This window comes from Flavisolibacter ginsenosidimutans, assembly GCF_007970805.1.
Taxonomy (GTDB): domain Bacteria; phylum Bacteroidota; class Bacteroidia; order Chitinophagales; family Chitinophagaceae; genus Flavisolibacter; species Flavisolibacter ginsenosidimutans.
In genome coordinates, this window is record NZ_CP042433.1 from 4,181,257 (window position 1) to 4,204,963 (window position 23,707).

The following is a 23,707-nucleotide window of genomic DNA, read 5'->3' on the forward strand; positions in this document are numbered from 1 at the left end:
TTTATCCGTTTCGTTTGGTAGAGTCCAGGTTTCTTCTTGCCGAGTCCTGCGCGGGCCGTTGCTGTGGTCTTTCCATGCGCGGCGCTTTGGCAGCGGGTTCGGTAGTGCCGTGATGACAGGTGTAACAACTAATCATCAGTTGCGTGGAAAGCTTTTCGGCTTTTTTGCCTATCGGAAAATATTTGTCGTTGATCTTGTTGGTCATCTTCATCATTTCGCGTGCCACCAGTTTGTGCTTGTTTTCGTCCGAGGCCCAATCCCATTCTTTTGTCTCTTCGTTGCGCATGTGGCAAAAGTTACACTTTACGTTCAACGATGCGGTGAAGTGGTGCATCACGCTGTCCATTTGCTCGTGCGTAATGTCTTTGGGAAGAATTTTCAGGTTCTTGTATTTGGGTTCATCGGGGTTTGTGGTAAAGGCATAAGAGAGCACTGCCAAGGCAATAATTCCAAAGGTTACAAGGAAAGATTTTTTCATTGATTTTTAAATTTTGTTTGCTGAAAAAAAACGAGGTCGTAAACAAGTTGGTGAAGTTAACTCATCTATAAACCCGGTAAAGTTGCGGCTAATTTCTGCAATTATGGAGGAACGGCAAAAGCTTCTCCTGAGAAGAGTGTCAAGGCAAGAATGATGGCCCTGCGTTAGCAAAAACTAAACCGTAAAATTTTTTTGCGCTGGGTTAAAAGCTGTCTATATTTATAAACGATTCGTTTTTACGCATATTTGTTTGCCCTTCTAAACTTCTTTGCTAGCCACACCCGTAAATAAAGAAATCTTATTCCGAGTCAGTCGGCCTCGTCCAAATATCTTATCCACAAATCCTACGTTTTTGCTAACTACACCTTGAACACATTCGCGTTTGTCTGGTACTGGAGAGTTTTGGAAAGTGTTCATCAAGTACGATTCTTTTTGAGCACAATAAGTTTGCTGCCTTTTTGAAGACTGTCAATGAAGCACTGGTATCTTATCCTGAACCACCATTTTTAATTTAAAACCAAAAACAATGAAAAAGATTTTGCTTGCTTCCGGTCTTATTGCTCTTTCCGTACTTACTTATTCTTTCACTACTGCCGGTAAATCTCATGCAGTTAAAGCAAACGCTGTTACGCACATTGATGTGGACATTCCAATTTCGTTTACCACTACTTTTAATGATCTCTGCACAGGCGAACTAGTTGATTTAACCTATAACGGCACGCTGAGTATCCACGGCGTAATTAACAATAACAGAGTAAACGTTAGCACTCAGGAAAATATACAACTGAGCGGTGTGGGCGAAACTTCCGGTGCTACTTATGTTGGCCATGTAACCCAAAATTCAACTCAGAATGGTAGCTTAAACAATTCTCAGTTTGTCTTTAATGATATAGTAAACGCTAACTTGAATACTGCAGGCGGTGGCAATAATGTGAAAGAGTCCACAGCTTTTCATGTTACTGTAAATGCCGACGGTACTGTTTCTGTTATAAGATCAGAACCTTTTAACCAGGTTTGCCAATAAGCTGTTTCATTTGCTCAAAAGGAATAAAAAAATGCTGCCTTTCAAAGGCAGCATTTTTTTATTAAGTGAGAAGTGCGGAGCAGATGATGTGGTCGGTGCGGTCCTGATTTGTTTGCATCTTACGATTTCACAAACGTATTTCGCTCTGCACATATTAATGAGGAGCTGACTGCTGTGCTAAAATGTGGTCGAATAAAACTTCCATCGGTTGCAGGCGAAAATCATTCACCGGCCTTCCGTTCAAATACACAGCCGGTGTTCCGTCTATTTTTAACCGAAGGCCTTCGGCAATGGCCCTTCCAACTTCGCGTTTTGCAGCTTCTCCGTTCCGGGCTTCTTCAAATTTTGCCGAGTCAAGGTGAAGTTTTGCGGCAAGCGTAGCGTAAGGAACGTTTGTTTTACTTAAGTCGTAGAAAAAAAGAACATCGTGGTATTGCCAGAATTTTCCCTGCTGACGGGCCGCTTCCGCTGCCAACGCAGCCTCGCAGGCTTTTGGGTGTATGTTTTTTGTAACAACGGGGTTGCAGCTACCCAAGGGAAAATGCTTGAACACAACAGAAAACTGGCCCTTGTATTTCTTTTTAAGCTGGTAAAGAACTCTTGAAAAACCGCGGCAGGAAGAACATTCAAAATCGCTGAAGACGATGATTTGAATGGACGAGTTACTTGATCCAAAAACCGGGTCGCTGTTATCAACGGGAACGCTTTGCCGTGGTGTTTCTTCAAACTGCGTAATTATTTTTTGCGGATCCAGCGCCGCGGCTTTGTCGGAAATTATTTGCAAGGCGGTATAAAGGCAAAAGGCCAAAAGCAGAAAAGTTCCAATGCCAAACCAGCTTTTTATCGCGGCTCTTTTTTCAGAACGATAGTTAAACAGCGATTTTAGTTCTTGCCTTGCCGTTGTAAAAAATACGGGCAGTGAATAACCGGTAATTTGCGTAGCACAAACAAACAAAAGCAGGTTGGTAAAATGAATGAGAACGCAAACAGGACAAAAAAGAGAATGTTCAAACAACATAATCGCCAGGAGGCTGATGCTGCCGATGCCGGCCAAAGAGCAGAGTAATAAAACCGGAACAGCGGTGTTTACCTTAAGCGGTTTGCCGAGAAATGATGGCCATGCCCACAAGGCTATTTGCAAGCAATAATAAATAATTCCCCAGCCGGCAAGCGGCAGGCCCAACTGGGTGCCTACAGAACTGTTCAGCGCCCCGTCGCAACCTTTTCCAAAAAGGGCTGAGCAAACATCTACTTTGCCTGCGCTGCCAACCGCATGTCTGTAAAAAAGATAAGAGGACAGCCCCAATCCGATAAAGAGTAATGCAGCAAATAACCGCTTAAGAAATTGGTATCTTTTGCTGTCGGATTTATAGGGGTAAGGAATTGTTTGTTCCATGAAGCAATTACGGTGAGGTGTTTAAAAATAGTTTTAGGCGTGCTTTGGTTGAGGGGTTGAACTTTGCAAGTTCCTGTTATTTAAATCAGACTGCGGAGTGCCTTGCAGCTCCGCAGTCGTAAAAGTCCTCCGAATCATGTTTTGCAGCTTATGTTTTGTTTGCTGCAAACTATGTGGTTTCTCAATGCACTTTGCAAGTCAATGTAGCTTGACCGCTTGCGCTGACAGTTTCGTGCGAATCGGTTGTAAGTCCTATGAAAGTACCGCAGAGGAAATCGTTATAGTTCACAGCTTTGCCTGTTGAATTGGGTACAGTGGCGCTGCATTTTAATACGCTGTTGCCAGATGAAGTAATTACGGTGTGAGATGCATCGGCAAAAGCAAAGTTGCCGTCGCCATCAATTAAACCGCAGGTAAAATCATTGGCGATGAAGGCGCCGTTATCGCGTGTGCTGGCGTTTTTCCAGCTAACCAAAGCGATGGCACAAACGAACAGAGAAGCGAAGGGGATGAGTACTTTTTTCATGATCTGAGTTTTAGTTTTTTGAAAGAATCGTTAGTAAAAAATTATGGTTGAAGAACCAACCACACATATTGAGCGGAGGAGGACTTTTATTAACGAGAGGAATATCCATAAGCCGGGGAATTTGGAAATCCTGAAAAAGTCCATAGAGTAGAAGAGCGGTGTTAAAACATAGATTTCAAAACTCAGCGAAAGATTTTCTTCACACAGACATTGAGAGGGGTTCAGCAAGGGAGATTGGCAGCTTGTAATTGGATATACAAGATAATATATTTTTAATACAATAAATGTTTTTTTAAAACGATTGCAGAACATCTGTAGCCCGCAGCAATCTATCTTCGCACATTCAATTTTCAACATGAGCGATTTGATCAACGAATTCAACGACTACCGCGAGAAGATGAACGAGGTTATCCTAAGCAAGAACAACCTCGTCATGAAGCGCCTCTGGAACCTTGACACCAATACGTACGAAGACGGCGCACTTGATAAAAAAACAAAAGAAATGCTGGGCCTGGTGGCAAGCATGGTGCTGCGCTGCGACGATTGCATCAAGTACCACCTCGGCAAGTGCCGTGAACTAAACGTCACAACAGAGCAGTTGTACGAGATCTTCGCCGTAGCCAATATTGTCGGCGGCACCATCGTTATTCCGCACACACGCCGGGCAGCCGAGTATTGGGAGGCCCTGCTCAACGAGAAGAACTAAGGACGCACTTTCTGATCAACCTTTCTTGCTGTCAGGCACAAATACATTTGGTTATTTTATATTTACTTCTGCATTAATAATTTACTACTATTGCTCCTGTTTGTCCGGTTGAACGATTTTCCACTATCCTTTTTACAACCGCACTTTTGTTTGCTCCTTAACCACGCGTCACACAACCCTTACAGTTTGTAACAAGGTTCCTTAAGCCACTGGCTTGCCCAATCCTTTGAAGGCTACATCTACCGAAGGCATTTTGCCCTTGCTATGCTTGGTTAAATCTTGTAAAATGAAAGCAAAGCTTACAACCCGCTCGTCTGCAGCGGTCTGTCGTCCCTTTGTCAAGGGAAAATTTATGTACGTAGCCGACCAAAAATTTTATGTAAAAGGCGTTACGTACGGCACCTTTGCCCCCGATGAAAAAGGCCTTCAGTTTCCATCGAAAGAAGCAGTAGAAAAGGATTTCGCCCTGATGGCGAAACACGGCTTCAATTCGGTGCGTACCTACACGGTGCCGCCCAAATACTTGCTCGACCTGGCGCTGGATTACGACTTGAAAGTGATGGTGGGTTTGCCCTGGGAGCAGCACCTTACCTTTCTTGACTCTGTTAAACAGCAAAAAGACATTTTGAGCCGTGTGCGGGAAGGCGTTGAATCCTGCCGGCAACACCCGGCCATTCTTTGCTTTGCCGTAGGCAACGAGATACCCGCAACCATCGTGCGCTGGTACGGAAAAGAGAAGATAGAAGGATGGATTAAAAAGCTGTACAAAGTTGTAAAGGCCGCCGATCCCGAAAGCCTTGTTACTTACGTCAATTATCCCACAACCGAATACCTCGATCTGCGCTTTCTCGATTTCGACTGCTTCAACGTTTATTTGGAAACGCCCCAAAAATTAAGCGCCTACATTGCACGTCTGCACAACCTCTCGGGTGACCGCCCGCTGGTATTGGCTGAAATTGGATTGGACAGCATGCGCAACGGTTTGCAGAAACAAGCCGAAGTTTTAACGTGGCAGATAGAAACCATTTTTGGAAAAGGTTGCGCCGGCATGTTTGTATTTGCATGGACGGACCAATGGTGGCGCGGTGGTTTTGAAATTGAAGACTGGGATTTTGGTTTGGTTGACCGACAGCGACAGTGTAAACCTGCCCTGGAGGCCGTGCAAGCGGCCATGAGCCATTTACCCTGCCGCCTGGATAAATGGCCTTTTATTTCTGTGGCCGTTTGTTCGTATAACGGTAGCGCCACCATCCGCGATACGATGGAAGCTCTCAGGATGCTGGACTACCCGGCTTTTGAAGTGGTAGTAGTGAACGACGGTTCAACGGACAATCTTGCTGACATCGTAAAGGAATACCCGGTTCGCTTAATCTCTACTGCTAACCGGGGATTGAGTAATGCACGCAACACCGCGGCGCAACACGCAAAAGGCGAAATCATTGCTTACATTGACGACGATGCCTATCCCGACCCGCACTGGCTGCATTACCTCGCTTATGCCTACGCCACTTCGAACCATGCAGGCATTGGCGGGCCAAACATTGCTCCCGAAGAAGACGGCGCAATTGCGCATTGCGTAGCCAATGCCCCCGGTGGTCCGGTGCACGTTTTAAGTACTGATGAAATTGCCGAGCACATTCCCGGCTGCAACATGTCGTTCCGCCGCGAGGTGTATTTAAAAGTCGCCGGCTGCGATCACATTTACCGCGCAGCCGGCGATGATGTGGACCTTTGCTGGCGCATACAGGAAGCGGGTTATACCATCGGCTATCATCCCTCGGCACTCGTCTGGCATCACCGCAGAAACTCGTTTAAAGCATATTGGAAACAACAAAAAGGGTACGGCAAGGCTGAATCTTTACTGGAAGGAAAATGGCCGCAGAAATACAACGGCTTCGGGCACCTGTCCTGGGCCGGCCGCATTTACGGCAACGGCTGGACGATGGCCCTGAAAACGAAAAAGGCAAAGGTCTTTCACGGCACATGGGGAAGCGCTTTGTTTCAATCGGTTTACCAGCCGGGCGACGGCTTAATGAATGCTTTGCCGCTGATGCCCGAATGGTATTTGATGGCGGCGCTTTTGGGCGGCATCAGTTTGCTGGGCATCTTATGGTCTGCTTTGCTTTGGGCCCTTGTTCCTTTTACTGCTTCGATTTTGATCATTGTGGCGCAGGCAATTTACAGCGCGGCCAAAAACACGGCGCTTCCAAGCATGTACCGAAAGTCAACGTATTATTTGCTGATTGTTGCGCTGCACATTGTACAACCCGTGGCGCGGCTTTATGGACGCATTAAATTCGGCTTAACGCCTTGGCGCAGGCGGGGCGCGGGTTGGAACTGGAAGTATTTGTTTGTGTTTCGCAACAAAACTTTTCTTCACTGGTCGGAGAAATGGTATTCGGCCGAAGACTACCTGACGGCGCTTGAACAGGGATTGATAGACCAGCAAGTAATGGCGCAGCGCGGCGGCGACTTTGAACGCTGGGATCTTCAGGCAGGCAACAAGCTTTTTACGCACGTTCGCTGCCTGCTTACCGTCGAAGAACACGGCGCGGGTAAGCAATACGTGAAAATTAAAAGCAGGGTTTCCTTTGCTTTCTTCTGTACGGCTGCCCTGCTGACGATGGCTGCCCTTTCTTCGCTTTCTTTTTTGTATCAACAATGGCTTGTCGGTACTGTGTTTGCGTTTCTTGCGGTGGCCGTCTTAATAAAATGCACTTTTGAGAAATCGAACGTTTTGCACACGCTTCAGCTGGCGGTTGCAGGCCTGCCCCGGCAGGAAGTTGTGCCGATGAAAGTGGTACACAAAGACAATGCAGGAAGCGTTGTCTTAACCCAGACCAGGGAAGCAAAACTGATTCAATTGGAACAGAATGAAGAAACCGCTTTTGAAGCAAGCGGGCCGAAAAGTTTGAGTTCTGTTCACGGTGTTTAATTACTTCACTCGCTGCGGCACTGTTTAACCACGCATGAACAAACTTCGAATCGTTGTAACCGGATTTATTGGCCTCTATCCCACAGGCGGCGTAACCTGGGATTACATTCAATACCCGCTTGGCTTAAAACTTCTGGGACACGACGTTTACTACATTGAAGACACGCTGCAGTTTCCTAAATACCAAAAAGAAGGCAGGCAATGGAACGATGCAACCGACAGCATTGAGTATTTGGCCACGGTCATGAACGACTTTGGCCTTAATGACCGCTGGGCCTACCGCGATGTGGCTACGGGGAACTGTTACGGATTATCCATCAACAAAGTATTGGAAATTTGCCGCACGGCCGATGTCTTTATAAACGTTTCTGCGTCGGCTTTTTTAAGAGAGGAATATTTGTCAATTCCCAAAAGAGTCCTCATTGATTCCGATCCCATGTTTACGCAGATCGAATACTTGCAGCAGAAAGAACTGAACGCCGGAAAAAGTCCGTATAAAATGGATTTTTTGGTAGAGAACCACAATTACCTTTTCACGTTCGGCGAAAATCTTGGGCAAGTGGATTGCCGCGTTCCTTCCTGTGGTTTTCATTGGCACGTTACCCGGCAACCCGTTTGCCTTGATCATTGGCAACCCGCACCGTTAGTCGAAAGCAAGTCTTTTACAACGGTGATGAATTGGTCTGTAAGTCCCGACTTGGTTTTTGGCGGTACAACCTGGGGGCAAAAAAATTCGGAATTCGAAAGGATCTTGGGAATACCGTCCCGCTTTCCCGGACTTTCTTTTGCGCTCATGGTTTCAAATATGCCGTTGGGCAAAAAAGACGAAGTGAGAAATGCAGGATGGCATATACTCGATCCGCTTTCCGCCATCACTACAAGTGCAGACTACAAGGCCTTTCTTGCTTCGTCGGCGGCCGAGTTTTCCGTTGCCAAGCAAACCTATGTAAAAGGAAACACCGGTTGGTTTAGTTGTCGTTCGGCCTGTTATCTGGCGCTGGGAAAGCCTGTCGTTACGCAAGAAACCGGCTGGTCAAAATACCTCCCGTCGGGCGAAGGACTTTTTGCATTTTATAACTTTGATTCGGCAGCGGCAGCCGTTGCGCAGGTAAAAGAAAGGCCGGCGTTTCATGCGAAAAAAGCAAGAGCGCTGGCCAAAGAATTTTTTGACAGCAACAAAATTCTGAGCAAGCTGCTTGAAGAAATCAACCGTTCGCAAACACAAAAATCAACCGGTGATGCTTTTGGTCTTAAAGCATTCGATCCGCAATACACATGAACCGCTCAACGTTTTTCACCTTCAGGCGCATCTGGTTGCAAGCCCGTCCATTTTGGGGGCAAATCGTCCTGCTTTTCTTTCTTAGCCTTTTGGCTACACCCATCGCCTTGCTAAAGCCATACGCCGTAAAACTGGTCATTGACAGCGCTTTCGGGCACGAGCCGCTTCCGGTTTTTATCCGCTTCTTTTTTGCCGAAGGGTACAAGTTTTCTTTTACGGCAATCATCTTCGCCGCCGCCGCGCTGGTTATCATTACGGCCCTTGCCGAAAACCTGCTCATGCTGGTAAACTGGGTGCTCACCACGTACACCGGCGAAAAGTTGGTGCTTCATTTTCGCACCCGGCTTTTCAACCACCTTCAACGGCTTTCGCTTGCCTATCACGATACGGCCGGAACCTCTGATTCGTTGTACCGCCTTCAATGGGATACGACGGGAATCAGAACGCTTCTGCTGGGTAATGTTGCGCCTTTGTTTTCCTCTTTCTTAACCTTGTTTGCCATGGTCGGCGTTATCTTTTTCATCAACGTTCCCCTGGCAATCATCGCAGTTTCTGTCATTCCTCCGCTCTTTCTTTTAATTCGCTATTCGTCTTCCAAACTCAAAAAAAATTGGGAGCAGGTAAAGGACAAGGAAAGCCGGGCTTTGTCGGTATTGCAGGAAGTACTCACATCACTTCGTGTGGTGAAAGCCTTTGGGCAGGAAGACGGGGAAGAAGAACGCTTTGTTCGTCAGTCCGACACGGCGGTGAAAGAGCAAATAAAAGTGGCCTGGATGGCGGCTTCGTTTTATCTCATAGTGGGGCTCGTGTTTGCAATAGCCACAGCCTTGTTCATTTACCTGGGCGCACGATACGTGCAGCAAGGAAAAATGACCCTGGGCGAGCTTACACTCATGCTGGCCTACCTCACACAGTTTTTTGCGCCGCTGCAAAACATCAGCAAAATCATCACCGACATACAGGCGTCCATGGCCAGCATCGAACGTGTCTATGCACTGCTAGACAAAGAGAAGGAGGTGAAAGAAACATCTCACGCCGCACACCTGTTAACGGCGAAAGGCAGCTTCCGGTTTCAGCAAGTCAGCTTCGGCTATGCACCGCAAAAGCAAACGCTTAGCGGCTTGTCGTTTGAGATCAGGCCGGGCGACCGCGTGGGCATCATGGGTTCTACGGGTTCGGGCAAGTCAACGCTCATTGGTTTGCTCATGCGGTTTTACGACCCGGCTTTGGGGCAGATTGTTTTGGACGGAAAAGACATCCGGGATTACAAACTGGTTGATTACCGCAAGCAGTTCAGCCTTGTGTTGCAGGAGCCGGTTTTGTTTTCGACTTCTATTTACGAAAACATCAAATACGGCAAGCCGGAGGCCACTGAAACCGAAATTGTGGAAGCGGCAAAAGCAGCCAACGCCCACGAATTTATTTTGCGTTGCAAAGAAGGCTATCATACGCTTGTGGGCGAAAGAGGAATGCAGTTGTCGGGCGGCGAACGCCAGCGCATTTCCATTGCACGTGCATTTATAAAAAATGCGCCGGTTCTTATTTTGGACGAACCAACGAGTTCTCTTGATGTAAAAACAGAAGCGCAGATTATGGAGGCGATGGAAAGGCTTATGAAAGGCCGCACAACGTTTATGATCACGCATCGTCTTGATACGCTCAAGTCCTGCAACGTTGTTCTGCATTTGGAAAAGGGGCAATTGGTAGAAGCCGTGCGTGACGGCGGAAGCGATTTTGTAGAAGAGAAGAAAAAAGAGTTCGCCTTCTCCGCGTAAATCTTCACAGCAATTTTTAGAAAGGTCATGCACATTTTGGTTTTGGGATACATTGTTCGCGGGCCGTTGGGCGGCATGGCCTGGCATCACTTACAATATGTGCTTGGTTTAAAACAAGCCGGGCACGAGGTTTTGTTTTTGGAAGACAGCGACGACTATCCTTCGTGCTACAATCCCGAACGTTTTGAAACGACGACCGACCCGGCTTACGGTTTACGTTTTATTGAAACCTTCTTTGCAAAATTTGATTTGCAGCATCACTGGGCTTATTTTGATGCACACGGCAACCGGTGGTTCGGCCAGAACCGCAACCGCGTTTTTTCCTTCTGCCAAAAGGCCGATGCCTTGCTGAACCTTTCGGGAGTAAATCCTTTGCGTGATTGGCACCAAAATATTCCGTGCCGGATGCTGATTGACACCGATCCTGCTTTTACCCAAATAAAACATCTGACCAGCGAGACGCAAATGCGTCTTGCCAAAGCACACACGCATTTTTTTTCATTTGGCGAGAATATTGGGAAAGACGGCTGCACTGTTCCAGATGATGGTTTTGATTGGTTGCCCACAAGACAGCCGGTGGAAATGAACGCATGGCCTGCAAGCCCAGCAACCTCCAACGCCAAATGGACAACTGTCATGCAATGGGATAGCTACACCGTGCGGGAATTTGAGGGGAAAAAATTTGGCATGAAGTCATCTTCGTTCGATGCTTATTGGCACATGCCAAAACGCATTACCGATAAAATTGAACTGGCATTGGGTAGCAGTTCAGCACCCAGGGAAAAACTTGCAGCCCAAGGTTGGCACATTACCGATCCATTGCCCTTATCACTGACGCCGCAAGCGTACCAAAGCTATATCGCCGGTTCGAAAGGAGAGTGGAGCGTAGCCAAAGAAGGATACGTGAGCAGCAACTGCGGCTGGTTCAGCGAACGCACCTTAAACTACATGGCTTCGGGAAAGCCGGTTGTGGTGCAGGATACGGGATTTTCGAATTTTTTACCAACGGGCAATGGCTTGTTGCCGTTTACCGGCTTTGAAGAATCAGTCAGTGCAATGGAAAATGCAACCGCCGATTACAAGAAACATTCAGTGGCAGCCCGGGAAATTGTTGCCGGCTATTTTGAAGCCGGCTCGGTCCTGCGGGACTTGTTGGCCCGCATCTAACGCAAGTCATATTCTTGCCATAAAATGGCCACAAGCCTTGCTAAATCTGGCTTATTCGTCATTCTTTCCGCCCTCCTGTGTTATATTTGAAGCCATCTTTTTACAATGGAAACCGCAACACTCAATAAAGCTCCGCTTACTGCCAAAGATTTTGCAACCGACCAGGAAGTGCGCTGGTGTCCCGGCTGCGGCGATTATTCTATTCTTGCCCAGGTGCAAAAAGTAATGCCTACGCTAGGCATTCCTAAAGAAAACATCGCCATCATTTCAGGCATTGGTTGTTCCTCTCGTTTTCCGTATTACATGAACGTGTACGGCATGCATTCCATTCACGGCCGCGCAACGGCCATTGCCAGCGGGTTAAAGGCGGCCCGTCCCGATTTAAGCGTGTGGATTGTAACCGGCGATGGCGATAGTCTGAGCATCGGCGGCAATCACACCATTCATTTGTTGCGCCGCAATTTTGATGTAAACGTTCTTCTTTTCAACAACCAGATTTACGGTTTAACCAAAGGACAATACTCACCTACATCGGAAGAAAACAAGGTGACAAAATCAACGCCTTTCGGTTCCATTGACCATCCCTTTAACCCGATGGCATTGGCATTGGGGGCCGACGCAACTTTTATTGCCCGCAGCATGGACCGAGACCCGAAACATTTGCAGGCCATGCTGACAAGATCTTACGAACACAAAGGCGCATCGTTTCTTGAAATATACCAGAACTGCAACATCTTTAACGACGGCGCTTTCGAAACCTTTACCGAAAAGACATCGAAGGCTGATAATGCTATTTTCCTGGAGGACGGCAAGCCGTTAATCTTTGGTTCTAACAGCGACAAAGGCATCAAACTCGATGGCTTTAAGCCCGTTGTGGTTGACCTTAATAACGGCGCTTCAGCAGATGATTTGTGGGTGCACGATGAAACGGATTTGTACAAAGCGCAAATCCTTACCCGCATGTTTGACGACCCCAAAATCGAAGGTCATTTGCCGCGACCCTTTGGCGTGTTCTACCAGGTTTCTCGTCCTGCGTACGAAGAAGTGCTAAAGAAGCAAATTGATTGGGCCAAAGAAAAAAAGCCAGCCGATCTGGACAAGCTCTTAAGAGGAAACGAGGTTTGGGATATTGTGTAACCAATGAAGCAATAAAATTTTAAAGCCGCAGCAATGCGGCTTTTTCGTTGGTTGATATTCTAAAACGGTGAAAGCCTTAAAGTGCCTTCCCTTGCATATCCGCCGACATTAACTTTCCTTCCAGCAAATTGGCCACTTGCACCACGGCCTCGTTATCCCGCTTGCGGGCATCTTTTGTTTTGGTGGGAAAAAGCGTGATGCCACTGTAAATGCTGTATTGCAGCGTCAGCAAATATTTCTGCAATTGAAAATCCCAACTGATGGCGTCAAAATCATCTTCTTTGTTCACAAAAGCGGCCTTCAGTTCATCGGCCAGAATCGAAGCAATCTGATAGAAGCGTTTCAAGCTGCCATCGCCGTCTATAACGGCTTCGGTACAACCGAGTGTCGTTCGAAGGGTTAGGCTCATATAACTTGGTTTAGCGTTTGTTTTGGTAAGACAGTTGATGGAGTTTGTTTGCTGCACCGGTCAGGTTACGCTTTTGTAAACTATCCGCCCCGCCATTTGGGTTCTTTCTTCTTCTTACCCGTATCGTCGAGGAGCTTTTCTGCGCCCACGTTGCGTCCATCGGTACCGCAGCCGTATTTGGGCGGGAAGACCTTGTTCCACACGCTGCACGAGGAAAGCAGCGTGAAGCTGAAGAAAAGGATGAAGAGGTTACGGAAATTTTTCATGGTTATGCTTTCTCTTGAAACGATAAACATAGTTTTAAATTTTGTCGTTTGCAACATTGGCCTCGGAAAACCACGATGCGTAACCAATGTAATTGTTCGCAATGCGGGCTATTTCCCCTTCCACTTTCTCCGGCGAAATGTCCTTTATTTTTTTAGCCGGCACGCCGGCGTAAATGGACCCGCCTTCGCAGATGGTTCCTTCCAATACCACCGCGCCGGCAGCAATGATGGTATTGCTGTGCACCACGGCATTGTCCATAACAATGGACCCCATGCCGATTAAAACGTTGTCGTGAACGGTGCAGCCGTGCACAATGGCATTGTGCCCAATGGACACGTTATCGCCAATAATTGTTTTGGAGCGTTTGTACGTGCAATGGATTACCGCGCCATCTTGCACGTTTACTTTGTTGCCAAGGCGGATGCTGTTTACGTCGCCGCGCACTACGGCGTTAAACCACACGCTGCATTGGTTGCCCATTTCCACGTCGCCCACGATGGTGCAGTTAGGCGCAATAAAACAATCTTCGCCCCATTTTGGATAATTTCCTTCTACCGGTAAGATCAATGCCATAGTAATTTGAAATTTCTGATTTCTTATTTCTGATTTTTGCAGCCATGAATTTACGGCAGCTTTTTCTAAGCCATGTAGCCCAAACATCGGCCGCACCTTTGGCCCTGGAAATTATCAAAGCCGAAGGCTGTGTGTTGATTGACGCATCGGGAAAAGAATATTTGGATTTGATTGGCGGCATTAGCGTTGCCAACGTGGGCCACCGCCATCCGAAAGTTGTTGAGGCGATTAAAAAACAAACAGACGATTACCTGCACGTAATGGTTTACGGTGAGTTTGTGCAAAGCCCGCAAGTGCAATACGCGAAATTGCTGACGCAGCATCTTCCTTCGTCGCTCGACAGCGTTTACTTTACCAACTCGGGTGCAGAAGCCGTGGAAGGCGCTATGAAGCTTGCCAAGCGGGCTACGGGAAGAACGGAAATTATTGCGTTCCAAAATTCCTATCACGGCTCTACGCAAGGTGCGTTAAGCATCATTGGTGATGAATATTGGCGCAATGCTTTTCGGCCTTTGTTACCGGACATTCAACACCTGCGGTACAATTCGTTTGATGATTTGAAATTTATCACACAACAAACTGCTTGCGTAATTGCTGAAACGGTACAGGCTGAGGCAGGAATTATTGCTCCGCAAAAGGAGTGGCTGCGATTCTTGCAGGAGCGTTGCACAGAAGTGGGTGCTTTGTTTATCCTCGACGAAATACAGGCCGGCTTTGGACGCACGGGAAAGCTGTGGGGCTTTGAAAACTTTAACGTCGTACCCGATGTTTTGCTCCTGGGCAAAGCACTCGGTGGCGGCTTGCCGCTCGGGGCTTTTATTGCCGATAAAAGTTTGATGGATTGCTTGACGGATAACCCGGTGCTTGGACACATTACTACGTTTGGTGGACACCCGCTTTGCTGCGCTGCCGGCAAGGCGGCGTTTGAAGCCTTGCTTGATGAAGAATTGTTTGCTTCTGCAAAAGAAAAAGAAGCCTTGTGCCGATCATTGCTCGTTCATCCAAACATAAAATCTCTTTCATCTTTTGGTTTGTGGATGGCGGTTGAATTTGAAAGCTTTGAGGAGAATAAAAAAATCATTGATGCCTGTATCGCAAACGGTGTACTTACCGATTGGTTTTTGTTTGCGTCAAATTGTTTGCGCATTTCGCCGCCGTTAACCCTTTCGCTTCGGCAGGTAAAACAAGCCTGCGAAATTATTTTGGAAGCACTGCCATAATTTATTTGCAAAATCAAAAACACGGTATTTACTTTGCATTACAAAGTGCTTTTTATGGCTGAACAAAACCAGCACCTCGAAGCGTTACAGGACATCCGGCAGATGATGCAGCGGTCGAGCCGTTTCCTCTCCCTCAGCGGTTTAAGCGGCATTGCTGCCGGCTTGTGGGCCCTGGCCGGTGCTTTCGTTGCGCACCATTTGATTGCTGAATATTATGGCGACTACAACGAAGCCGGCAATTTCTCGGGCTTCGCTTTTCAGCAATTAAAACTTCATCTTTTTTTATTGGCCGGTGGTGTTTTGGCTCTTGCGCTTCTTTCCGCTTTTTATTTTACCTGGCGAAAAACCAAAGAAGACAAGGTGCCTTTGTGGAATCATACCTCGCGGTTGCTAACTATCAACATGATCATTCCTTTGGTTGCAGGCGGCGTTTTCGTGCTGGCTTTACTGCAACACAGCGACTGGCGCTTTATTGCACCGGCCTGTTTGGTCTTTTACGGATTGGCTTTGGTGAACGCAAGCAAATACACATTAAGTGATGTTCGTTATCTGGGCATCTCGGAAATTATTTTAGGCTTGGTTGCTACGCAGTACGGCAACGGTGGCCTTTACTTTTGGGCCATTGGTTTCGGCTTGCTGCACATCATTTACGGTTTTATCATGTGGTGGAAGAACGAACGCAAAACCTCAGGGAGATAAATGAACAATGCCGGTAAACAATCCCATAGCAGGACTCAATAAAATCTTCGACAACCGCATTCGGCTGGGCGTGATGAGCGCCGTGGTGGTAAACGAGGAAATGAGCTTTAACGACTTGAAGCAACTGCTGGAAGTCACCGACGGCAACCTGGCAACGCACTTGCAAACTTTGGAAGAAGCTGGTTTTTTGAAAGTGCACAAAGGTTTTGTAGGAAGAAAAACCAACACCACGTATTCCATTACCAAGGCGGGAGAGAAGGCGTTTAAAGATCACTTGGGTGGTTTGGAAAAAATGATCAGGGGAATGAAGTAATTTTTTTTGCGCTTATACTTTGTAATACAAAGTGCTTTTTAAAAAATAAAAATATGCTGAAACTGTGTTTGAAAATTTGGACTGTTGCCAACTTATTCGTGTTTGTTGTTTTTGCATTGCTATCGTTTCCACACAAAATAGCGATGGGCTTGTACGCAGTTTGCTATTCGGCTCTTTTCTCCCTGCCGGCCATTCTTCTTCTTTACTACCTGTTGAAGTTTCTACGGATTGCACACGGAGGAATTTTGTTTAGCTGGATTGTTCTGTTGCTTGGCACGGCGGTCGTATCCTTCTTGTCGTATTACCTGTATGCACACGGAATGCACGACGCATCCGGTGAACTGGATTTCGTACTGCCCCTAAGTTTTGTCAGCGGTTACTCGGCCGTTCTTTTCTTCTCCTCGCCGCTTCACTACTTGTTTCAAACTTTTCAATACGGTAACCATGAAAACGATTAAACGTCTTCTGTTTTTTTTCATCATTGCGCTTTTCATTAGCGGGCTAACGGCAATTCCCGTGGATGCGCAACTTAGTTTTTTACTCAATCACATAACCAAACCAACTGCTTTTTACACATGGACAGAAAGGGTGTTGCTCGCTTATCGCAAGGTAAACCTTGCACATCCTTTTCTCTTCTACGGTTACGATTGGCTGGCGTTCGCACACTTTGTTCTGGCTATTCTTTTCATCGGTCCTTACAAAGACCCGGTGAAAAATATTTGGGTCGTTCAGTTTGGATTGATTGCCTGTGTGCTGGTGATTCCCTTTGCCTTCATCGCCGGACAGTTTCGCGGCATACCCATTGGCTGGCGCTTGATTGATTGCTCGTTCGGTGTGTTTGGCTTTGCGCTGCTGTACGTCATCTATACAAAAACAAAATCCCTCATCAACAACTAAAATCACATGGAAACAATGCTTGCACAAAACGTTTGGACGAAAAGCAAACTGCTCATTAAAGCAGGAATCATTGCGGCCATTATTCTGCTTCTGCAAATTCCAACTTACTACGTTCAAAATTTAATTGAAGAAAGGGAAGGCCGTCAAAAGGAAGCCATTGCCGAAGTAAGCAGCAAATGGGCCGGGCGGCAAAACATCATGGGGCCTGTACTTGTGGTGCCTTATTGGGAAACGACAAACGATACGCTTGCCACCAAAAACAAGACAAAGCATCTTGCTTATTTCTTACCCGATGAATTAACCGTGAACGCATCGGTAACACCCCAGGAAAAATACCGCGGCATTTACAAAGTGATGCTTTATTCTTCGGCGGTTAATTTATCAGGCGCCTTTCATTCGGTGCAGCCGCAACGTCTTGGTCTTGCACCCGAAGACATGATTTGGAACGAAGCCTACATGCGCATGAGTACATCGGACAACAAAGGTTTAAACGATGAAGTAAAATTAAATGTGAACGATACGGCACTAACGGTTTCACCGTTTGACAGAGAAGGCGCAAAAGATCAGGGATTGTCTGCGATGCTGTCGTTAGCATCAGCACAAGATGTTGCAAATCTGCGGTTCTCTTCGCAAATGGTTATCAACGGTTCCGAGCAATTACTTTTTACACCGCTTGGCAAGTCCACAACGGTTCGTCTTTCTTCGGCCTGGCCGCATCCCAGTTTCACCGGCAACAGCCTGCCGCAAACAACCCGTATAAAAGACAGTGGCTTTACAGCAGTTTGGCGAAGCATGGGCCATAAACAAAATTTTCCGCAACAATGGAAGGACGATGCCTTTAGCCTCAACAACCTTTCTGCCAACAGCGTTGCCGCATCTGCTTTTGGCGTGGATTTGTTTATTCCCGTGAGCGGCTATCAAAAAACAATGCGCTCCATTAAATATTCTTTGCTGTGCCTGTTGTTAACCTTTGCCGCTTTCTTTTTAATTGAAACCACCGCAAAAAAGTCAGCGCACCCCTTTCATTACGGCTTAATCGGGCTTGCGCTGATTTTATTTTACACCTTGCTTCTTTCGTTTTCGGAATACACCGGCTTTGATGCGGCTTACGTCGTTGCATCGGCATTTACCGTTGGGTTGATTGGCTGGTTCAGCAGAAGTGTTCTTGCGTCGGGCAAATTAGCGGTACTGGTTTCAACAATACTCGTCTTGCTTTACGGCTATGTATTTACCATTTTGCAATTGCAGGATTATTCGTTGTTGCTCGGAAGCCTTGGCCTCTTTTTAACGCTGGGTGTAATCATGCATTTCTCGAAAAAAATTCAATGGTAAGAAGCGGCCGGTTGGACCTTTGGCGATAACATGTCAGGCAAATAATTGTTCTTTCATTCAAAACAAAAGCACATGAAAGTAATCTGGTTTAAAAAATGGGGCTGGACTTATTTACCGGTTCATCCGATTGGCATTGTAATCACATTACTGGCGATGCTATTTCTTGTGCCGATTTACGCAGCCATTGTTCGCAACGGACATTCGGTTAGCGACGATCTTTACAAAATGTTTGTGTATACAACGTGCACCGCTTTTTGGTGGAAGTGGATTGCCGATAAAACAAGTTCAAATGCCGAATAAAAAATTTTCGTGGCGGGAGAGAGGCAACAGTTTTGGCTTTGCCTGGCAAGGCATCAAAGCCTTGTTTCGCACCGAGCACAATGCCTGGATTCACGGCGGACTAACCGTGGTAGTTGTTTTTCTTTCGTTGCTGCTGGATGTTAGCCGCACCGAAGTTTGCATCCTTGTTTTGACAATGGCTTTTGTGTGGGCCGCCGAAATTTTCAACACGGCGCTGGAAAAAGCAATGGATTTTATTTCGCTCGAAAAACACCCGCAAATAGGCTTGGTGAAAGACCTTGCCGCCGCCGCTGTTCTTGTTTCGGCCGTTGCAGCCTTTGTGGTCGGATTGATCATTTTTCTTCCCAAACTCCTTCATTATGTTTAAGCAGCTTCAACAAAGTTTTCTTTTCAAACTCTATTTCAGCAAAACAGAATTAGAACGCCTGCTCATTCTTTCCTGCTTGTTCAGCATGGGCCTTACGGCCGTTCGCATTGTTTATACGCATCATTTGCAATTTGCCTGGCTTACGTGGAATTTGTTTTTAGCGCTGGTGCCTTACCTCATCACGCGGTTTGCGGTGCAGAACATTTCGTGGATAGAAAAGCGGTGGAAATTTGTTTTATTGTTTTGGGTTTGGCTGTTATTCTTACCCAACTCTTTTTACATCATCACCGATTTGTTTCATTTGGAAATTGCCAACCGGGTTCCGCTCTGGTTTGATTTAGCGCTGATCTTTTCCTTTGCCTGGAACGGCATTTTACTCGGCGTGCTTTCCATACGGATGATGGAGAAAATGGTGCAACTAAATTTTCCTTCAATTAAAGAATGGCAGTTTGTTTATCCGCTGATGTTACTGAACGCTTTTGGTGTTTACATCGGCCGTTACCTGCGTTACAACAGTTGGGATGTGATTGCCGATCCGTTTCAATTAACGGAAGACATCATCTATTTACTCCTTCATCCGCTTCGCCATCGTCTTGACTGGAGCATGATTGTTTGCTACGCCGTTTTTATGACGTTGATTTATTTGGCGGTGAAACGGATGAGCAAGGCCTTGTGGTGAGAGATAAATCTTTCAAGCAAAAGAATAATCCTTATCAAACCTTTGTTGGCAAAAAAAGAGACGCTTCATCAGCGTCTCTTTTTTATCACAAGATTTCTTCTTTTAAAAATCTAACCCAAGCGCCAGGTAAGTAACCGGCTTGCCTTTAAACACGCCGTTCATTTGCCAGGCTACGTCAAACTTTACAAAGTAACCAAGCAAAGTGCTGCGGGCACCGAAGCCGTAACCACCGGCAAAAGGCCCGATGCCGCCGGCTTTAATACGGGCCGCCACTCCCGGCAATGCCGTGCTGTTGGAATATAAAATACTGGGCCTTTCTATTTTATCGTAAGCGCCGTTCCAGGCCGTACCCAAATCAACAAACTGCACGAGTTGAAAATTGCGCAGCAGTGCATTGTTGATTGGCCTGTCGAACAAGGTAGTAAACACAGGGAACCGCACTTCTGAATTCATCACAAGGTTGTTGTTTCCGTTGGCTACGTTTTGAATGAAGCCGCGCATGTTTACCGCAAGCGCCTGGTAAGCATAAGTGGCATCGGGATCGGGTTTATTTACTTCATTGAAGTAGCGGTACGTTCCGTCGCTGCGCACGTTGTCGCCAAACTTCAGCCAACCGTCAACACCACCGAGATAATACACAACTTTCTGGCTGCCCCAGGAGAAATCACCGGCGGCACGAACAGCCCAGATCACGTTGCGGTAAATGGGCAGGTAATGGCGAATGTCGAAGCCGGCGTTGAATAAATACTTGCCTTCGGTGGTTTGCAATTGACTGAGCTTGGTAAACCAATCCATGTAAACTTTCCAGCGCAAGCCGTACCAAATATTTTGTGCCGGGTTGAGTGTATTGTCGTACACGTACTCCGCCGTAACCTGTCCAAAGGTTTGTTTCTGATCCGGAATCTTTAAGGCCAGCGTGCTAAAGTTGCTTAGCACAATGCGGTCGAAGCGTGGACCGACGGTAAGGCGAAGGCTGCGTGTGCGGTCGAGCGGAACCCGCAAACGAGCGAGGTAATAATTCGAATGCAGCTTGCCCGGCAAAGCATTGGCAACGTTCGGGATGCTCACGCCAGCATCAATGGTGCTGCGGTAATAGCTGGCGCCCCAGTCAATGCGGCTCTTCAGGTTTGTGTATTCAAACAGAATGTCGTTGTCTTTCAGGTTGGGAGCAAAGCGGATGCCGCCGGAGATCTTCACATCTTCAAATAAATCCACGGTTCCCATGCGAATCAAACCGTTCAAGTCGTTGCCGTTGGCCGGGTCCACGGGACCTGTACCGCCGGCGTATAATTGGTAACGTGCCGGGCCAAACACGGTGTTGTTTACGCCTGCCACCACGTAGTCGTTAAAAAATTTACGCGGCCGGTATTCAAACAACTTGGCCTTGGTCAACACGCTGTTGTTTTCAGCAATCATTTGCCCTTCAACGTTCTGCCCAAGGTGGGTGGAGTCGCGTTTTTCGTTGGCAAATTCGCTGTTGAAAAAGTCCTGCTTTTTCGTTGTGTCGCTCGGGAAAGGTTCATCCCGCATTAGCTTCGACAAATTCATGCGGCGTTGTTCTTCCAGTTTCTTGCGGTACTCGGTTGGCCGCGCCGTTACGTTGCGGCGGCGCAATGCATTTTCATCAACCTTCAAGCGATACAAAAATTTCATGTCGCCCTGCTGAATCACTTCGCTTACCTGGTTTTGATCGCCGGCAGTGCGGGTTTCCAAAAGGCTGGCCTGGTAGTTCGTGAGCGGGAATACATAAGCCGAATCTTTGGTAACCGAAACAAAACCCACCGAATCAATGTCGGTTTTGTTCCAGTCGTGCAGCACGCTGTCCACTTCTTTCAGCGGTGGATTGCGCAGCACTTCGTCGCCGATAAAAACAAGCGTGTCAAGACCTGCTCTTTCGCTGCGGAAGAAACCTGCGTAGCGGTTGGCAATGCCGTTCTCGTCACTTACAAACGTGAAGTGTGTGTTTTGGTATTGCGACGGATACCGTGCGTTGCCAAAACTCAAGTTTGTTAGCTGCGTGATTTGTTTGTAATCGGAAGCGTTCCAGTTGTCAATTAAAAAAATATTGTAAGGATGCGCGGTGATGGCTGTGTCTGCGTTTGGTGCACTCGTCGAAGGACGATTGGACGAAAAGATGATGCCCGTTTTGCCGGGGAAGGCTACAAACTGCGGGTCCAGATCGTCATAAACATCATTGGTGATTTGCTCTGTTTTTAGCTTGTCAATCTTGAACGTAAACAAGTCGCTTTGCCCGCCTTTTACCGCGCTAAAAATTAGGGTGTTTGCATCCAGCATGTACTTCATGTCCTGCACCTGGTCAAACTGCGACATTTCCATCTTGTCGCGTTTGATGCGGTTTATGAGATCGTACACAAAAAATTGAAGCTTGCCTTTTTCGCTGTACAAAACAGCCAGCCTTGTGCCTTTGCCGTCCCAGGCAAGAATGGGATAATTCGGGTTGATCTCGTCTTCCCTTGAACGTGTACCAAAACGAACCAAAACTTTGCGATCGATAAAGTTTTCGTGCAGCACCACGCTGTAAATGCCTTGCTTAAATTCTACTACTGCGTAGGTAAAGCTTTTGGGTTGTGGGTTGGCATTAAAGCGAATGAAGTCCTTCTTTCCTATTTCTTCCGAAACCGTTACCTGACCTTTGGGTGCCACTTTCCGGCCGCGCAAATCTTTCATATACATGTCAGGCATTTCCTGCATGAAGTCCTTCAAAACGTCTTTGAATTTTTTCTTTGCAATTTTTTGCGTGGCGTTGTTCAGGTTGCGGTAAATGCGGGCCAGGTAAAGAAGGTAAGTTGTTTTTTGCTTGCCGTATTTGTTGCCGATGTAATACCAAAACGCATGACCTGCAAGCATGGGTTGCTTAAAAGCAAAATGATAGAAGTTGTTGTAATCGCCGCTGAGCATGGCGTTCTTTAAATCGTTGTCAAGCTTTGGGCTCCACTCTTCGGCGGCGTATTCAATATAACCATCGGTAAGCCATTTGGGTAAATCCAACAGCGTTTGATTGGCCGCGAATTCACCAAGGTCATCGCCAAATAAAATGTTCTGTACCAGAATGCCGGCAATGCCCTGGCGTATTTGACGACGCAGGTTTTCGTGATTGCCATCGAAGTAAACCAGCATTTTGTTGTTCACCAATTTGGTGACGCCGCCGGTCTGTTGCCAGTCAATGCCCAAGCCAATGTTGCTCTGGTACATTTCGTCAAAATTGTTGTACACGGCAATGTTGGCGCGGCGCTGCAGGCCGTACTCCACAAATTCTTCCAGTTGCGGCAATTCTTTTTCGGCTACCTGGGCCACGTATTTGCCCAGTTCCAATCCGTCCTGGCTGAAGTAAGAATTAAAGTTTTCGGTTTGATAATAGCGCCAGTGAAATTTTTGGTATTGAACGCGGTTCTTTCCAAACTCCACGGCGTTCACTTGTGCCTTGGTGGTTAAGGTGATGGTTAGCAAAACAACGGCTGCTGCGAGGCGGCTCACTTTCGTCATAAAGTCGTTTGTCATTTTTGTGTTGGGCAGGTGCTGATTTCCAATCGTAACTTGCAGGTTAAAAGTACAAAAAAGCGGCATGTTAACGGTTCAACCCTTCACCTTCAATCCCGTTCAGGAAAATACCTACGTGTTGTATAACGAAAAAGGAGACTGCGGTATTATAGACCCCGGCTGCTATTTTGCTTCGGAAGAAACAGCGCTGAAAGATTTCATTGAACAGAACAACCTTAAACCCACGCTGCTCGTAAACACGCATTGTCATCTCGATCACATTTTTGGTAACCGCTTCGTGCATCAAACCTATGGCCTGAATCTCCACCTGCACTCGCTGGAAAAAGCGGTGCTGGAATACGGCCCGGCATCGGCGCAGTTGTGGGGTTTGTCCTTTGTGAATTACGACGGCGAAATGGTTTTCATTGACGAAGGCCAAACGCTGCGCATCGGCGATGATGAACTGCGTATTCTTTTTACGCCGGGCCATTCGCCGGGAAGCCTGTCGTTTTACAGCGCGGCTAATAAATTCGTCATCAGCGGCGACGTACTGTTTGAAAAAAGCGTAGGCCGCACCGATTTGCCGGGTGGTGATTTTAATATCCTCGAAGAAAGCATCAAAACAAAACTCTACACATTACCCGAAGACACCGTTGTGCATCCGGGTCACGGAAACAGTACCACAATCGGCGATGAAATGAAAGGCAATCCTTTTGTGAAGATGATTTAA

24 protein-coding genes are annotated in these 23,707 nt (G+C 46.9%); 17 read left to right on the plus strand and 7 right to left on the minus strand.

Annotated elements, in window-relative coordinates:
* Nucleotide 1: 1 nt before the first annotated feature.
* Nucleotides 2-478 (minus strand): c-type cytochrome, encoded by a 477-nt coding sequence (locus FSB75_RS17845; protein ID WP_146790268.1) that lies wholly within the window; start codon nt 476-478, stop codon nt 2-4.
* Nucleotides 479-1,004: 526 nt separating this feature from the next.
* Here FSB75_RS17845 and FSB75_RS17850 point away from each other — a divergent pair.
* Nucleotides 1,005-1,502, plus strand: coding sequence for a hypothetical protein (locus FSB75_RS17850; RefSeq protein WP_146790270.1), 498 nt, complete (start codon nt 1,005-1,007; stop codon nt 1,500-1,502).
* A 154-nt stretch (nt 1,503-1,656) separates the two neighbouring features.
* Here the strand turns inward: FSB75_RS17850 and FSB75_RS17855 are convergent, their stop codons facing one another.
* Together FSB75_RS17855 and FSB75_RS17860 are read right to left on the minus strand one after the other, a co-directional pair.
* On the minus strand, nt 1,657-2,898 hold the full coding sequence (locus FSB75_RS17855) for a vitamin K epoxide reductase family protein (protein WP_146790272.1): 1,242 nt from the start codon (nt 2,896-2,898) through the stop codon (nt 1,657-1,659).
* Between the two features lie 181 nt (nt 2,899-3,079).
* The gene (locus FSB75_RS17860; RefSeq protein ID WP_146790274.1) at nt 3,080-3,424 is read right to left on the minus strand and encodes a hypothetical protein; all 345 of its coding nucleotides are present in this window, start codon (nt 3,422-3,424) and stop codon (nt 3,080-3,082) included.
* Nucleotides 3,425-3,779: 355 nt separating this feature from the next.
* Here FSB75_RS17860 and FSB75_RS17865 point away from each other — a divergent pair, with 355 nt between their 5' ends.
* From FSB75_RS17865 to FSB75_RS22465, 6 genes are all read left to right on the plus strand, one after another.
* Nucleotides 3,780-4,130 (plus strand): carboxymuconolactone decarboxylase family protein, encoded by a 351-nt coding sequence (locus FSB75_RS17865; RefSeq protein WP_146790276.1) that lies wholly within the window; start codon nt 3,780-3,782, stop codon nt 4,128-4,130.
* Between the two features lie 286 nt (nt 4,131-4,416).
* Complete coding sequence (locus FSB75_RS17870) at nt 4,417-7,065, plus strand: glycosyltransferase (RefSeq protein WP_146790278.1); 2,649 nt, start codon at nt 4,417-4,419, stop codon at nt 7,063-7,065.
* A gap of 34 nt (nt 7,066-7,099) precedes the next feature.
* Nucleotides 7,100-8,344, plus strand: coding sequence for a glycosyltransferase (locus FSB75_RS17875; RefSeq protein WP_146790280.1), 1,245 nt, complete (start codon nt 7,100-7,102; stop codon nt 8,342-8,344).
* Complete coding sequence (locus FSB75_RS17880) at nt 8,341-10,119, plus strand: ABC transporter ATP-binding protein (RefSeq protein ID WP_146790282.1); 1,779 nt, start codon at nt 8,341-8,343, stop codon at nt 10,117-10,119. Before FSB75_RS17875 ends, FSB75_RS17880 begins: the two co-directional genes overlap by 4 nt.
* A 27-nt stretch (nt 10,120-10,146) precedes the next feature.
* Nucleotides 10,147-11,286 (plus strand): glycosyltransferase, encoded by a 1,140-nt coding sequence (locus tag FSB75_RS17885; protein WP_146790284.1) that lies wholly within the window; start codon nt 10,147-10,149, stop codon nt 11,284-11,286.
* Between the two features lie 105 nt (nt 11,287-11,391).
* The gene (locus tag FSB75_RS22465; RefSeq protein WP_146790286.1) at nt 11,392-12,423 is read left to right on the plus strand and encodes a 2-oxoacid:ferredoxin oxidoreductase subunit beta; all 1,032 of its coding nucleotides are present in this window, start codon (nt 11,392-11,394) and stop codon (nt 12,421-12,423) included.
* A 76-nt stretch (nt 12,424-12,499) separates the two neighbouring features.
* On the opposite strand, the gene FSB75_RS17895 is transcribed toward FSB75_RS22465, so the two are convergent.
* The 3 genes from FSB75_RS17895 to FSB75_RS17905 form a co-directional block, all read right to left on the minus strand.
* Nucleotides 12,500-12,832, minus strand: a complete 333-nt coding sequence (locus FSB75_RS17895) for a DUF3630 family protein (protein ID WP_146790288.1) — start codon at nt 12,830-12,832, stop codon at nt 12,500-12,502.
* 80 nt (nt 12,833-12,912) lie between these two features.
* Nucleotides 12,913-13,098, minus strand: coding sequence for a hypothetical protein (locus tag FSB75_RS17900; protein ID WP_146790290.1), 186 nt, complete (start codon nt 13,096-13,098; stop codon nt 12,913-12,915).
* A gap of 34 nt (nt 13,099-13,132) precedes the next feature.
* The gene (locus FSB75_RS17905) at nt 13,133-13,672 is read right to left on the minus strand and encodes a gamma carbonic anhydrase family protein (RefSeq protein ID WP_146790292.1); all 540 of its coding nucleotides are present in this window, start codon (nt 13,670-13,672) and stop codon (nt 13,133-13,135) included.
* Between the two features lie 44 nt (nt 13,673-13,716).
* Between FSB75_RS17905 and FSB75_RS17910 the strand changes: the two genes are divergently transcribed.
* From FSB75_RS17910 to FSB75_RS17950, 9 genes are all read left to right on the plus strand, one after another.
* Entirely contained in the window at nt 13,717-14,892 is a 1,176-nt protein-coding gene (locus FSB75_RS17910) for an aspartate aminotransferase family protein (protein ID WP_146790294.1), read from the plus strand.
* Between the two features lie 54 nt (nt 14,893-14,946).
* Nucleotides 14,947-15,591 (plus strand): hypothetical protein, encoded by a 645-nt coding sequence (locus FSB75_RS17915; RefSeq protein WP_146790296.1) that lies wholly within the window; start codon nt 14,947-14,949, stop codon nt 15,589-15,591.
* 7 nt (nt 15,592-15,598) lie between these two features.
* Nucleotides 15,599-15,904: a winged helix-turn-helix domain-containing protein gene (locus FSB75_RS17920; RefSeq protein WP_146790298.1), complete on the plus strand. Its 306-nt coding sequence runs from the start codon at nt 15,599-15,601 to the stop codon at nt 15,902-15,904.
* A 53-nt stretch (nt 15,905-15,957) separates the two neighbouring features.
* The gene (locus tag FSB75_RS17925; protein ID WP_146790300.1) at nt 15,958-16,362 is read left to right on the plus strand and encodes a hypothetical protein; all 405 of its coding nucleotides are present in this window, start codon (nt 15,958-15,960) and stop codon (nt 16,360-16,362) included.
* Nucleotides 16,349-16,801 (plus strand): hypothetical protein, encoded by a 453-nt coding sequence (locus FSB75_RS17930; protein ID WP_146790302.1) that lies wholly within the window; start codon nt 16,349-16,351, stop codon nt 16,799-16,801. The genes FSB75_RS17925 and FSB75_RS17930 overlap by 14 nt, the downstream gene beginning before the upstream one ends.
* Before the next feature lie 6 nt (nt 16,802-16,807).
* Nucleotides 16,808-18,133, plus strand: coding sequence for a cell envelope integrity protein CreD (creD, locus tag FSB75_RS17935; RefSeq protein ID WP_146790304.1), 1,326 nt, complete (start codon nt 16,808-16,810; stop codon nt 18,131-18,133).
* 72 nt (nt 18,134-18,205) lie between these two features.
* The gene (locus FSB75_RS17940; RefSeq protein WP_146790306.1) at nt 18,206-18,433 is read left to right on the plus strand and encodes a hypothetical protein; all 228 of its coding nucleotides are present in this window, start codon (nt 18,206-18,208) and stop codon (nt 18,431-18,433) included.
* A complete protein-coding gene (locus tag FSB75_RS17945; RefSeq protein ID WP_146790308.1) occupies nt 18,423-18,800 on the plus strand; it encodes a diacylglycerol kinase in 378 nt (125 codons plus the stop codon). The genes FSB75_RS17940 and FSB75_RS17945 overlap by 11 nt, the downstream gene beginning before the upstream one ends.
* Nucleotides 18,793-19,479, plus strand: coding sequence for a DUF1361 domain-containing protein (locus FSB75_RS17950; RefSeq protein ID WP_146790310.1), 687 nt, complete (start codon nt 18,793-18,795; stop codon nt 19,477-19,479). The genes FSB75_RS17945 and FSB75_RS17950 overlap by 8 nt, the downstream gene beginning before the upstream one ends.
* A 102-nt stretch (nt 19,480-19,581) precedes the next feature.
* On the opposite strand, the gene FSB75_RS17955 is transcribed toward FSB75_RS17950, so the two are convergent.
* On the minus strand, nt 19,582-23,064 hold the full coding sequence (locus FSB75_RS17955) for a hypothetical protein (RefSeq protein ID WP_227990630.1): 3,483 nt from the start codon (nt 23,062-23,064) through the stop codon (nt 19,582-19,584).
* On the opposite strand from FSB75_RS17955, the gene FSB75_RS17960 reads away from it, so the two are divergent.
* The gene (locus tag FSB75_RS17960; RefSeq protein ID WP_146790312.1) at nt 23,063-23,707 is read left to right on the plus strand and encodes an MBL fold metallo-hydrolase; all 645 of its coding nucleotides are present in this window, start codon (nt 23,063-23,065) and stop codon (nt 23,705-23,707) included. The two genes, FSB75_RS17955 and FSB75_RS17960, sit on opposite strands and share 2 nt — an antisense overlap.